Raw genomic sequence first — 13293 nt, forward strand, 5'->3', positions numbered from 1 at the left:
AGGCTGTTGAAGGACGAGGCCTTCGAGCGAGCGCTGCGCCAGCGCGAAGGCAGCAGGCTGAGCCGGGGAAAGGCGGCCGGGCTCAAGCCGCCTGAGCCGCCCTGCCCTTGAGGTCGATGATATCGACCGGCACCAGCGCTTCATTGCCGGTCGAGACCTCGGGCAACACATGCGCCCAGGTCAGGATTTCCATGCGGCCGTCGAAATGCTCGACCACCGCCGTGCAGCTTTCCACCCAGTCGCCGGTGTTGATGTACTGCACATCGCCGTAGTTCTCGATTGCGGCGTGATGGATGTGGCCGCAGATCACGCCGTCGACATGCGAGCGCCGCGCCTCTTCCGAAAGCACGGTCTGGAACGAGCCGATGAAGTTCACCGCCTTCTTCACCTTGACCTTGGCCCATGACGAGAACGACCAGTAAGGCAGGCCGAGCAGGTGGCGCAGCTTGGTCACGACACGGTTGACCAGCATTGCCGCGTCATAGGCATAGTCGCCGAGATAGGCCAGCCAGCGCTGGTTGTGCACCACCGTGTCGAACTGGTCGCCATGGATGACCAGCAGGCGCCGGCCGTCGGCGGTCTCGTGGATGGCGCGGTCGGCGACGACGATGCCGCCGAAATGCACGCCCTGGAACTGGCGGGCGAATTCGTCGTGATTGCCGGCGATATAGGTGATCGAGGCTCCCTTGCGCGCCTTGCGCAGCAGCTTCTGCACCACGTCGTTGTGGCTCTGCGGCCAGTGCCAGTTGCGCCGCAGCCGCCAGCCGTCGACGATATCGCCGACCAGATAGATGATTTCGGCGTCGTGATGACGCAGGAAGTCGATCAGGAAATCGGCCTTGGCCGCTTTCGAGCCGAGATGCACGTCGGAAATGAACAGGGCGCGGAAAGTGCGGGGCTCTGGGTCTGACATCACGATTTTACCCTTTGCTTTCGCGTGCCTATGCCCCGATTCATGCAACAACCGTATGACGGTTGCGGTTGGTCCAGCTCAGGCGCTAGCTTGCGCGCGACACAATCAGGAGAAAAACGTCATGGATCTCGGCATTCGCGGCAAGAAGGCCATCGTCTGCGCCTCGAGCAAGGGACTGGGGCGAGGCTGCGCCATGGCGCTTGCCGAAGCCGGCGTCGATCTCGTCGTCAACGGCCGCAACGCCGAACTCGTGGCCAAGACCGCCAAGGAGATCCGCGACCGGTTCGGCGTCGATGTCATCGAAGTTGCCGGCGACGTGTCGAAGCTCGAGGTGCAGAAAGCGATGCTCGCCGCCTGCCCCGATCCCGACATTCTGGTCAACAACAATGGCGGCCCGCCGCTGCGCGATTTTCGCGAGCTCGACCGCACCAAGATCCTCGAGGGTGTGACGCAGAACATGGTCACGCCGATTGAGCTCATCCAGGCGGTGATCGACGGCATGGCCAAGCGCGGCTTCGGCCGCATCGTCAACATCACCTCGCTGTCGGTCTATGTTCCGATCCCCGGTCTCGACCTGTCGTCCGGCGCTCGCGCCGGCCTGACCTCGTTCCTCGCCGGCGTGGCGCGCACGGTCATCGACCGCAACGTCACCATCAACAGCCTGCTGCCCGGCAAGCTCGACACCGACCGGCTGCGCGGCCCGCATGAGGCCGGCACTCCGGAAGACCCAGCCGCGGCGGCCGCGCGCAAGGCCCGCATAAGCGCCGACGTGCCGGCAAAACGTCTCGGCACGCCGGAGGAATTCGGCCAGATCTGCGCCTTCCTGTGCTCGGTCCATGCCGGCTATCTCACCGGCCAGAACATCCCGGTCGACGGCGGCCTCTACGTCAGCGCGTTCTGACGAGCCGCTATTCATCCGCCCGAAACTTTCATGCCAACCGACTGGAATCGTTTGATTATTTACGCTCCGGCATTGTGAAGGCCGGAGTCCGAGATTTTGGCGTCGCGAAATCGTCGACGCATGCTAAAAGGCTCCAAACCAGTATCGCAGGGAGGGGCCGCAATGGACGGCGAGAACAAGAAAACGGCCCGGTCGGACCTCGACGAGGCCGCCCTCTTCTTCCACAAGCACCCGACGCCGGGAAAGCTCGAGATCCAGGCGACGAAGCCGCTCGGCAACCAGCGCGACCTGGCGCTTGCCTATTCGCCGGGCGTGGCGGCGCCCTGCCTCGAGATCCGCGACGATCCAGCCACCGCCGCCGACTACACCGGCCGCGCCAACCTCGTCGGCGTCGTCTCCAACGGCTCCGCCGTGCTGGGGCTGGGCAATATCGGTCCGCTCGCCTCGAAGCCGGTCATGGAAGGCAAGGCGGTGCTGTTCAAAAAGTTCGCCGGCATCGACGTCTTCGATATCGAGATCGACGCGCCCGAGATCGAGCGGATGGTCGAGACGGTGGCGGCGCTCGAGCCGACCTTCGGCGGCATCAACCTCGAGGACATCAAGGCGCCTGAATGTTTCGAGGTCGAAGAGCGGCTGAAAGCCCGCATGGGCATCCCGGTCTTCCACGACGACCAGCACGGCACCGCGATCATCGTCGCCGCCGCGGTGCTCAACGGGCTCGAATTGGCCGGCAAGGCGATTTCCGACATCAAGATCGTCACGTCCGGCGCGGGTGCGGCAGCACTCGCCTGCCTCAACCTTTTGGTCTCGCTCGGCGCCAAGGTGGAAAACATCTGGGTCACCGACCGTTTCGGCGTCGCCCATAAGGGTCGCGTCGAAGAGATGGATCGCTGGAAAGATCCCTATGTGAAGGACACCGAGGCGCGCACGCTGGCCGACGTCATCTCCGGCGCCGACGTCTTTCTCGGCCTTTCCGCCGCCGGCGTGCTGAAGCCGGAGCTTTTGCAGCACATGGCGCCGAAACCGCTGATCCTGGCCTTGGCCAACCCTAATCCCGAGATCATGCCGGAGGTGGCGCGCGCCGCCCGGCCGGACGCCATGATCTGCACCGGCCGCTCGGATTTTCCCAACCAAGTCAACAATGTGCTGTGCTTTCCTTACATCTTCCGCGGCGCGCTCGATTGCGGCGCCAGCGCCATCAACGAGGAGATGAAGATGGCCGCCGTGCGGGCGATCGCCGCCCTTGCCCGCGAGGAGCCTTCCGATGTCGCGGCGCGCGCCTATTCCGGCGAGACGCCGATGTTCGGCCCCGATTTCCTGATCCCCTCGCCCTTCGATCCGCGCCTGATCCTGCGCATTGCGCCGGCGGTGGCGAAGGCTGCCTGCGACACCGGCGTCGCGACGCGGCCGATCGCCGATTTCGCCGCCTATATCGACAAGCTCAACCGCTTCGTCTTCCGCTCCGGCCTGGTAATGAAGCCGGTGTTCTCCTCCGCCAAAACCTCGAGCGCCAAGCGTGTCATCTATGCCGACGGCGAGGACGAGCGCGTGCTGCGCGCCGCGCAGGTGGTGCTGGAGGAAGGTATTGCCGAGCCGATCCTGATCGGCCGTCCGCATGTCGTGGAGGTCCGGCTGAAGCGTTACGGCCTGCGAATCCGTCCGGGCGTCGATTTCGGCCTGATAAACCCGGAAGACGATCCGCGTTACCGCCACTATGTCGACCTCCTGATCGAGCTTGCCGGCCGCCGCGGCATCACGACGGAAGCCGCCCGCACCATGGTGCGCACCAACAATACGGTGATCGCCGCTCTTGCGCTGAAGCGCGGCGACGCGGATGCCATGATTTGCGGGCTCGAAGGCCGCTTCGAGCGGCATCTGCGCAACGTCACGCTGATCATCGGGCCTCGCGCCGGCATCAAGGACCGCGACCTGTCGACATTGTCGATGCTGATCTCGCAGCGCGGCATCATCTTCCTCACCGACACGCATGTCTCGGTCGATCCCACAGCGGAAGAAATCGCCGAAATGACTGTGCTCGCGGCCGAGGAAATCCAGCGCTTCGGCATCGAGCCGAAGGCAGCGCTTCTGTCGCATTCGGATTTCGGCTCACGCGATTCACCCGGCGCGCTGAAGATGCGCCAGGCCGCGGCGATCCTGGCTCGCATCGCCCCGGAACTCCAGTGCGATGGCGAGATGCATGCCGACTCCGCTCTTTCAGAACATCTGCGCCAGCGCGTCTACCCGCATTCGCGGCTGAAAGGCGAAGCCAATCTGCTGGTCTTCCCGAACCTCGATTCGGCCAACATCACGCTGACGGCGCTGCGCGCCATGATGGACGCGCTGCATGTCGGGCCGATCCTGCTCGGCACCGACAAGCCCGCGCACATATTGACGCCGTCCGTAACCTCGCGCGGCGTCGTCAACATGACCGCGCTTGCGGTAGTCGAGGCGGCGCATAAGGCGCAGGCGCTCGTCGACTTGAACTGACGTGACGCGACAAAGCGCAATTGTGCCGGGTTGCAGACAGAGCAATTCCAGGAAAAGTGTGAGCGGTTTTCCGTCTGGAATTGCGTAAAACAAAGAAATAGGGCGTTTCGCCGTTTCCGTGAAACGGTGAAACGCATAGCGAACAGTTAACCACGAACGCGGTAGCCTTCCGGCACGGGCAATCGGGATTCCAGGCGAATGAAGGGGCTGAAGCTGATGCATCTTGCGACGCTGCTTTCAGCGCTTGCAGGCTCAGCTGTAGCCTTCGCTGAATCCCAGGCGGCCTCTCGCATATGCCGGCAACTCGAAGCCGAACTCGCCGCGACGCGCGGTGGCGGCGGAGGGCCGGGTCTCGTCCGCAAATATGACGACGCGATCGCCAGGCAGCGCGAGCAGCTTGCCAAGGCCCGCAGCCGGGCAAGCGATGCCGGCTGCGGCTTCACGCTGTTTTCGCGCAATGTCAGCCAATGCGCCGCGATCAATGCCTCGATAGAGCGCATGAACGCCAACCTCTACACCTTGCAGGCCAAGCGCGAACGGCTGGCCGCCGGCGGCGCGCGGCGCGACCGCAGCCGCATCCTCGCGGCGCTCGATACCAATGGCTGCCGCGGCGACGAGATCGCACCGGGTCGCGCCCCGCTGCGGGAGGCGGCCCGCGACAATGGCGGCGGCAATCTATTCGAGCAGCTTTTCGGCCGCCAGGACCAGCAGCTCGAAACGCCCGATGCTCCCGGTATGCCGGACTCGGCGGACGTGCCGCCCGATGATCCGAGCGTGCGCAACATTCGCCGCGTCATCAACCAGCCGGACGGCATGGACCTGCCCCGGCTGGGCGGCGAGTTCCATACGATGTGCGTGCGCACCTGCGACGGCTATTTCTTCCCGATGTCGAATGCCGCTTCCATCGGTGACTTCGAGCGCGACCAGAAGAATTGCGAGTCGAGCTGCCCAGGTACCGAGATGCAGGTCTTCTATTCGCGCGGAATGGACGACGATTCTGGCTCGATGACCTCGTCGGCGACAGGTCAACCCTACAGCGAGCTGCCGACCGCCTATCTCTATAAACAGGCCAATTACTCGCGCCCGCCCACCTGCGGCTGCAATGCGCAGGCCGGCAATTTCACGATCATCGGCGGCAACCCGCCTGATCCTGAACAATCGCAGCCGAACGGCGAGGCAGCGCGCTTCATACCGATGCCGGCGTCCAAGCCCGATCCGGGCGCCGATCCGGAAACGCTCGCCAATGCCGAAGGCGGGCTCGACCTTGATGCGATCAGGCGGCTGACCACCAAAGTGCCGGTGTCGCCGGTCTCGGCGCTGCCGCCCGATCAGCGCAAGGTCAGGGTCGTCGGGCCAGCGTTCCTTCCCGACCCATCAGCGGCAATAGATCTGAAAGCTCCGGCCCCGAAGTCCGCCCGGTAAGGGCCAGCCTCAGCGGCATGAACAACGGCTTGCCCTTGCGCCCGGTGGCTTCCTTGATCTTGCCGGTCCAGTCCTTCCACACCGTGCCGTTCCACGGCTCCTCGGGGAGAACGTCGAACGCCTGATTGAGGAAATCGCGGTCTTCGCCGGAAAATTCCGCCGGCTCCTGCGGACCCTCGCTCAGGATACGCCACCAAGCGACCGCGTCCGACAGGCGGTCGAGATTGCCGCGCACCGCCATCCAGAACGGCTCGGCCTTGTCGCCGGAAATGCCCAGCACCATCAGCCGGTCGCGCGCTTCCTCGAACGACATGCGATGCATCAGCGTGCGGTTGAGCACGAAGAGCTCGTCCGGGTCGAATTTGGAGGCGGACTTGGACGTCGCAGCCGGGTCAAAATGGCCGGCGAGCTCGTTGAGATCATGCGCGGCGGTGACATTTTCCGACGTGCCGACAAGCACCGCCAGCGAAGCGACGGCCATCGGCTCGATGCCGTCCTCGCGCAGGCTTTCGATCGACAGCGCACCGGTGCGCTTCGACAACCCCTCGCCCGACACGGTGGTGAGCAAATTGTGGTGGCCGAAGACCGGCGGCTCGGCGCCCAGCGCCTTGAAGATGGCGATCTGCACGCCGGTGTTGGTGACATGGTCGTCGCCGCGGATGACATGGCTCACACCCATCTCGATATCGTCGACCACCGAGGGCAGCGTGTAGAGATAGGTGCCGTCCTCTCGCACCAGGACAGGATCCGACAGCGAGGCGAGGTCGACCGTCTCCTCGCCGCGCACCAGGTCGTTCCAGCGCACCTCGGTGCGCTCCGGCTGCAGCGGGTCGTTGGTGTAATTGGGCAGCAGGAAGCGCCAATGCGGCCGGCGGCCATCCGACTGGTACTCGGCCACCTGCTCCGGCGTCAGCGTCAGCGCCTCGCGGCCATAGACCGGCGGCAGGCCGCGCGTGCGGCGCACCTTGCGGCGCAGGTCGAGCTCTTCCGGCGTCTCGTAGCAGGCATAAAGCACCCGCGCCGCCTTCAGCCGCTCGACCGCCGCGTCATAAATCTCGAAGCGGCGCGACTGGTATTCGGTGACATCCGGGAAGATGCCCAGCCAATGCAGGTCGTAAAGGATGGAATCGGCGTATTCCTGCGTCGAGCGGGCAATGTCGGTGTCGTCGAAACGCTGTATGAAACGACCCTTGTTGTTCATGGCGAAAAGCCAGTTGAACAGCGCGGTGCGCGCATTGCCGATATGGATGCGGCCGGTCGGCGATGGGGCAAAACGTACGGTAACTGTCATGAGCGGGGCGTAGCGGATGCTTTTGGTGTTGACAAGGCGCGCCCCCGCGCGAACGCAACAGATAGTGCAAGCCAGCTAAAATGAAAAGCCATCGGCCCGACACGGCTTCCGGCCTGGCCGGTCGCCGCGTCAAGCGCCTGCAAAGCCGGGCTTCTTATGTCCCCGTTATCCACATATGTGACACACAAGATGTTGGGGTCATAAAAGCTACGCAAACGAATCCTTGACGGGTTGGAACGAGTCGCTTTTTATAGGCCATGCGCTCCTGTAGCGGGCGCGACCGGAGAGTTCTGAGGCCGGTCTTTTTTCCCGGATTTTGTGCGTTTTGCCCGGATTTCCGCCTGTTCACGAGGCCGGCGGAAGCGTTGGGATCGTTAGGGCTTGGGTGGGCGAAAGGGAGAATTGTCGGCCTGGAAAAAATGTTCTGTTAACACTATATTTAGTGTTTGCAGGCAGGCTCGACGCTAGATAGTGTGAACCTCCCTCCACGGAGGGAATCGACAAAAGTTTCAGTTCGAGGGACCCGCGGGTCGGCCGGCAACCTGGGTAAGCGCCTGGAAAGGCGTTTGCTTGTCTGCATGGCAGCGCCCGCGACGAGGAGAGTGTCGGCGTCGCCCGCGATGCCGGCAAACGGCGGACTGCGCTTTTCGCCATGTGGGGCAGCAATCCCTTGGGAAAGGCGCTATATATAGACACAAAGGAACGGGACCAATGCGCATCGAGCGTCGCTTCACCAAGCCAGATCAGTCCGCCTATGCGGAGATCGAATTCCGCAAGGCTTTGTCGGAGATCAAGAATCCCGACGGCTCGGTGGTGTTCCGCCTCGACAACATCGATGTGCCGGCGCAGTTCAGCCAGGTCGCAGCCGACATCCTGGCCCAAAAGTATTTCCGCAAGGCCGGCGTGCCGGCGCGCCTGAAGAAGGTCGAGGAGAATGACGTTCCCTCCTTTCTGTGGCGTTCGGTTGCCGACGAGGCCGAGCTCGCCAAGCTGCCCGAGGCCGAGCGCTATGGTTCGGAAACCGACGCCCGCCAGGTTTTCGATCGCCTCGCCGGCACATGGACCTATTGGGGATACAAGGGCGGCTACTTCAAATCCGAGGATGACGCGCGCGCCTTCCGCGACGAGCTCGCCTATATGCTCGCCACCCAGCGCGTCGCGCCGAACTCGCCGCAATGGTTCAACACCGGCCTGCACTGGGCCTATGGCATTGACGGCCCGAGCCAGGGCCACTTCTATGTCGACCCCTTCACCGGCAAGCTGACCAAGTCGAAGTCCTCCTACGAGCACCCGCAGCCGCATGCCTGCTTCATCCAGGGCGTGCAGGACGACCTCGTCAACGAGGGCGGCATCATGGACCTGTGGGTGCGCGAGGCGCGCCTTTTCAAATACGGCTCCGGCACCGGCTCGAACTTCTCGATGCTGCGCGGTGAGGGCGAAAAACTTTCCGGCGGCGGTCGCTCGTCCGGCCTGATGAGCTTCCTCAAGATCGGCGACCGCGCGGCGGGCGCCATCAAGTCGGGCGGCACGACGCGCCGCGCGGCGAAAATGGTCATCGTCGACGCTGACCACCCGGATATCGAGGACTTCATCGACTGGAAGGTCAATGAGGAGCAGAAGGTCGCCTCGCTGGTGACCGGTTCCAAGATCGTCAAGAAGCATCTCGAAGCCATCATGAAGGCCTGCGTCAATTGCGAAGGCCATGGCGACGACTGCTTCGACCCCGCGCTGAACACCGCGCTGAAGCGCGAGATCAAGGCGGCCAAGAAGGACGCCGTGCCGGAGAACTATATCTACCGCGTCATCCAGTTCGCCCGCCAGGGCTACACCTCGATGTCGTTCAAGACCTACGACACCGACTGGGATTCGGACGCCTATCTCACCGTCTCCGGCCAGAACTCCAACAATTCGGTGTCGCTGAAGGACAATTTCCTGCGCGCCGTCGAGGCCGATGGCGACTGGCAGCTCACCGCCCGCAAGGACGGCAAGGTGCTGAAGACGCTGAAGGCGCGCGACCTGTGGGAAAAGATCGGCTACGCCGCCTGGGCTTCCGCCGATCCGGGCCTGCACTTCAATACGACGATGAACGACTGGCACACCTGCGCCTCCGCCGGTGCGATCCGGGCTTCCAACCCGTGCTCGGAATACATGTTCCTCGACGACACGGCCTGCAATCTCGCCTCGATCAACCTTTTGCCCTACCGCCGCGAAGACGGCACGATCGACATCGCCGCTTACGAGCATACCGTTCGGCTGTGGACCATCGTGCTCGAAATCTCGGTGATGATGGCGCAGTTCCCGTCCAAGGAGATCGCCAAGCTCTCTTACGAATACCGCACGCTCGGCCTCGGCTACGCCAATATCGGCGGCCTGCTGATGACCTCGGGCATTCCCTACGACTCCGACGAGGGCCGCGCCATCTGCGCCGCGCTCACCGCCATCATGACCGGCGTCGCCTACTCGACCTCGGCCGAAATGGCCGCCGAGCTCGGCGCCTTCCCGGACTATGACCGCAACGCCCAGAACATGCTGCGCGTCATGCGCAATCACCGCCGCGCCGCTTACGGCGACAAGGACGGCTACGAGAAGCTCGCCGTCAACCCGGTGCCGCTGGTCGCATCAGACCTCAAGCAGCAGGCGCTGGCCGAGCATGCCCGCGCCGCCTGGGACCGCGCCATCGAGCTCGGCGAGGAGCATGGCTACCGCAATGCGCAGGCAACCGTCATCGCGCCGACCGGCACGATCGGCCTCGTCATGGATTGCGACACAACCGGCATCGAGCCCGACTTCGCGCTGGTGAAGTTCAAGAAGCTCGCCGGCGGCGGCTATTTCAAGATCATCAACCGCGCCGTGCCGGAAGCGCTGCGCACGCTGGGCTATTCCGAGAGCCAGATCGCCGAGATCGAGGCCTATGCGGTCGGCCACGGCAACCTCAACCAGGCGCCCGGCATCAACCCCTCCTCGCTGAAGGCCAAGGGTTTTAGCGATGAGAAGATCGCGGCGCTGAATGCGGCGCTGAAGTCGGCCTTCGACATCAAATTCGTGTTCAACCAGTGGACGCTCGGCGCCGACTGGGTGAAGGAGACGCTTGGCTTCACCGACGAGCAGCTCGGCGACATCTCCTTCGAGATGCTGCCGGCTCTCGGCTTCTCGAAGAAGGACATCGACGCCGCCAACATCCATGTCTGCGGTGCGATGACCTTGGAAGGCGCGCCCTTCCTCAAGGCCGAGCATCTGCCGGTGTTCGATTGCGCCAGCCCCTGCGGCAAGATCGGCAAGCGCTCGCTCTCGATCAACAGCCACATCCTGATGATGGCGGCAGCGCAGCCCTTCATCTCGGGCGCCATCTCCAAGACCATCAACATGCCGAACGAGGCGACGGTCGAGGACGCCAAGAACGCCTACATGCTGTCCTGGAAGCTGGCGCTGAAGGCCAACGCGCTCTACCGCGACGGCTCGAAGCTGTCGCAGCCGCTCAATGCCTCGCTGCTCGTCGATGACGACGAGGACGAGGACGAGGCGGTCGAGCAGCTGATCGCGGCGCCCGCCGCGCAACGCGCCGTGCAGGTGACGGAAAAGATCGTCGAGCGCGTCATCGAGCGGCTCTACCGCGACCGCGAGAAACTGCCGAACCGCCGCAAGGGCTACACCCAGAAGGCCGTCGTCGGCGGCCACAAGGTGTATCTCAGGACCGGCGAGTTCGACGACGGTCGCCTGGGCGAGATCTTCATCGACATGCACAAGGAGGGCGCCGCCTTCCGCGCGATGATGAACAACTTCGCCATCGCCATCTCGCTCGGCCTGCAATACGGCGTGCCGCTCGACGAATATGTCGAGGCCTTCACCTTCACCAAATTCGAGCCGGCCGGCATGGTGCAGGGCAACGATGCGATCAAGAACGCGACGTCGATCCTCGACTATGTGTTCCGCGAGCTCGCGGTCTCCTATCTCGGCCGCCACGACCTCGCCCATGTCGACCAGTCGGACTTCGACAAGACCGCGCTCGGCCGCGGCATCACCGAAGGCAAGGCGACGCCCTTCTCCAAGGGCCTCTATCGCGGCGCCTCGCCGGTGAAGCTGGTGTCCGCTGCTGGTTCTGACCCGAAGGGTTTCGGCGGCTCGGGGCCGTCGACCGCCCCTGCCCGCGCGGCGCCCACCGCCTTCTCAGGCTCCAACGTACTGGCGCTGAAGCCGGCAAGCGACGAGGCCATCGCCTACAAGCGCGACTATGAAGAGCGCGCCCGGGAACTGGCCGAGGATATGGTGGAAGAAGAGGTCGAAGCCGCCGGCGGCGCCGAGGCGCTGTTCACCGACGCTGCCGCCAATGAGGCGGCCGAGGCGAAAAAGCTCGCCGCGACCAGGCGCCAGCAGTCGCTGCTCCAGGGCTACACCGGCAACGAATGCTCCGAGTGTCACAACTTCACCATGGTGCGGAACGGCACCTGCGAGAAGTGCGACACGTGTGGAAGCACGAGCGGATGCAGCTGAGAAGCTAGATGCCGCCTCGGCTTACAGTCCGCGAAGTTATTCGCATGCTGGAGGCCGACGGCTGGTATTTGGTTGCAACCAAAGGCAGCCATCGCCAATATAAGCATAAGACCAAAGCCGGCCGCGTCACCGTGGCCGGCAAGCCGTCTGAAGAGGTTGCACCAGGAACGTTGAACAGCATCCTCAAGCAGTCCGGCCTGAAGGAGTGATGGTATGCGCTACGCCGTGGTGATCGAAAAAGCCGGAAATAACTTTTCTGCATATGTGCCCGACCTGCCAGGCTGCATCGCCACCGGAGCGACGGTAGCTGAGGTGGAAACCGAAATCCGTGATGCGATCCGCTTCCACATCGAAGGCTTACGTGCGGACGGGCTGGATGTGCCGAAAGGCGTCAGCCTGGCGGAGTATGTAGAGGCGTAGCGTCTGGCGCCACGGCATTAGGGTAGAGGCATAACATGCCACAAGCCAGGCAAGATTAGCTTTTCGGAAATCGGGGCCTTGCTCGCTTACCCTTAAGGTCAATCTTAGTTTGGATTACTCATATACCCCAAGAGATTTTCTCTATGTCCCCCATGACGTTTGGCGCACATATGAGGACGCATGCAAGATTCTTCCTGTCAGCCCAGCTGGCTCGGCTGTCATTTCAAGACGCTGCCTTGAAGACCTATTGCTGTCGCTTGGTCACACCCAAAGAAGTCTAGCCAAACAGATTAGGTCAGCTACCAAAACCGATCGCCCAGGGGGAATGGCGGGAACTTATACAGCCTATGCCGATATGATCAGGTGCATTGGCAATCTTGCAGCACACCCTTTCATGACGAGCAACGGACTTCGGTCCTTCGAAGTCGAATATGAAGACGCTCATTGGTGTCTAGAAATGATCGAGGAATTATTCGACTTTTTTTATGAAAAACCTGAGGCCTTTGAGACGCGCACAATGGAGCTACAAGGCAGATTGATGAGACTGCACCGTCCCTGACGAACCGCGGCGCAGGCCGACCGCCACCATGACCGCCGAGTGTTCCGCCCTACCATGATCGACCACATCACCATCGAAGTCAGCAACCTCGACAAGAGCAAGCTCTTCTACGAAAAGGCTTTTGCGCCGTTGGGCTACAGCCTCTCCTTCGGCAAAAACGGCGTGTTCTGGGCCTTTGATGTCGGCAATGGCAGCCTGTTCGAGATCCAGAGCACGGGCGAAACGCCGCCGCTCACCCATCTGCATGTCGCCTTCCGGATGAAGAGCAAGGCAGAGGTCGATGCGTTCTATCGGGCGGCGCTCGATGCTGGCGCGGCGGACAACGGCGCGCCCGGGCCGCGTCCGGATTATGCTGAGCATTACTACGCCTGCTTCGTGCTCGATCCCGACGGCTATAACATCGAAGCGATGATCAACGAGGGGTAGGTGGCGGCAAACCCTCCACTTCGTCATTCCAGGGCGGAGCAAGGAGCGAAGCGACGCGCGCAGACCCTGGAATCCATTCCGTTACATCGACGCGTTGCAACGGTTCAGAATTCTGCTCCGTTTGCACACTTCGCCGAGGTCTCGGCATGGATTCTCGGGTCAAGCCCGAGAATGACGACCGCGCGGGGCCGAGGCATGAGCGCCCTCTCCTTCTCCCCTTGTGGGAGAAGGTGGATCGGCGCGACAGCGCCGAGACGGATGAGGGGTGTTCCAGCGGAGTGAGAGGCTGGCGATCTTGCTGCGGCGCCCCCAACCGGCAAGGTGTCCATCAAGCTGGAACACCCCTCATCCGACCGCTTCGCGGCCACCTTCTCCCCCAGGGGGAG

At 63.1% G+C, this 13293-nt stretch carries 10 protein-coding genes; 8 read left to right on the top strand and 2 right to left on the bottom strand.

Features of this window, described 5'->3' with window-relative positions; genetic code table 11:
• Positions 1 to 82 precede the first annotated feature (82 nt).
• Positions 83 to 913 carry a UDP-2,3-diacylglucosamine diphosphatase gene (locus tag LB552_RS01190; RefSeq protein ID WP_095765242.1) on the bottom strand — a complete coding sequence of 277 codons (831 nt, stop codon included), beginning with the start codon at positions 911 to 913 and terminating at the stop codon, positions 83 to 85.
• Between the two features lie 121 nt (positions 914 to 1034).
• Here LB552_RS01190 and LB552_RS01195 point away from each other — a divergent pair, with 121 nt between their 5' ends.
• The 3 genes from LB552_RS01195 to LB552_RS01205 all read left to right on the top strand — a co-directional run bounded on the left by LB552_RS01195 (position 1035) and on the right by LB552_RS01205 (position 5723).
• Positions 1035 to 1814, top strand: a complete 780-nt coding sequence (locus LB552_RS01195) for an SDR family oxidoreductase (protein ID WP_224601349.1) — start codon at positions 1035 to 1037, stop codon at positions 1812 to 1814.
• A gap of 162 nt (positions 1815 to 1976) precedes the next feature.
• The gene (locus LB552_RS01200) at positions 1977 to 4301 is read left to right on the top strand and encodes an NADP-dependent malic enzyme (RefSeq protein WP_224601350.1); all 2325 of its coding nucleotides are present in this window, start codon (positions 1977 to 1979) and stop codon (positions 4299 to 4301) included.
• Positions 4302 to 4499: 198 nt separating this feature from the next.
• Positions 4500 to 5723: a DUF2865 domain-containing protein gene (locus LB552_RS01205; RefSeq protein ID WP_411965316.1), complete on the top strand. Its 1224-nt coding sequence runs from the start codon at positions 4500 to 4502 to the stop codon at positions 5721 to 5723.
• Here the strand turns inward: LB552_RS01205 and gltX are convergent.
• Positions 5641 to 7014, bottom strand: a complete 1374-nt coding sequence (gltX, locus tag LB552_RS01210; RefSeq protein WP_140841098.1) for a glutamate--tRNA ligase — start codon at positions 7012 to 7014, stop codon at positions 5641 to 5643. The genes LB552_RS01205 and gltX overlap by 83 nt on opposite strands.
• A gap of 711 nt (positions 7015 to 7725) precedes the next feature.
• Between gltX and LB552_RS01215 the strand changes: the two genes are divergently transcribed.
• The 5 genes from LB552_RS01215 to LB552_RS01235 all read left to right on the top strand — a co-directional run bounded on the left by LB552_RS01215 (position 7726) and on the right by LB552_RS01235 (position 12907).
• Entirely contained in the window at positions 7726 to 11502 is a 3777-nt protein-coding gene (locus LB552_RS01215) for a vitamin B12-dependent ribonucleotide reductase (RefSeq protein ID WP_224601352.1), read from the top strand.
• An 8-nt stretch (positions 11503 to 11510) separates the two neighbouring features.
• Entirely contained in the window at positions 11511 to 11711 is a 201-nt protein-coding gene (locus tag LB552_RS01220; RefSeq protein ID WP_127863793.1) for a type II toxin-antitoxin system HicA family toxin, read from the top strand.
• Positions 11712 to 11715: 4 nt separating this feature from the next.
• Complete coding sequence (locus LB552_RS01225; RefSeq protein WP_013532022.1) at positions 11716 to 11922, top strand: type II toxin-antitoxin system HicB family antitoxin; 207 nt, start codon at positions 11716 to 11718, stop codon at positions 11920 to 11922.
• 109 nt (positions 11923 to 12031) lie between these two features.
• Entirely contained in the window at positions 12032 to 12481 is a 450-nt protein-coding gene (locus tag LB552_RS29815) for a DUF4145 domain-containing protein (RefSeq protein ID WP_095765236.1), read from the top strand.
• 54 nt (positions 12482 to 12535) lie between these two features.
• Positions 12536 to 12907, top strand: coding sequence for a VOC family protein (locus tag LB552_RS01235; RefSeq protein WP_224601354.1), 372 nt, complete (start codon positions 12536 to 12538; stop codon positions 12905 to 12907).
• The last annotated feature ends 386 nt before the right edge of the window (positions 12908 to 13293 follow it).

Origin of the sequence: Mesorhizobium sp. CA7 (assembly GCF_020165015.1) — a bacterium.
Classification (GTDB): Bacteria; Pseudomonadota; Alphaproteobacteria; order Rhizobiales; family Rhizobiaceae; genus Mesorhizobium.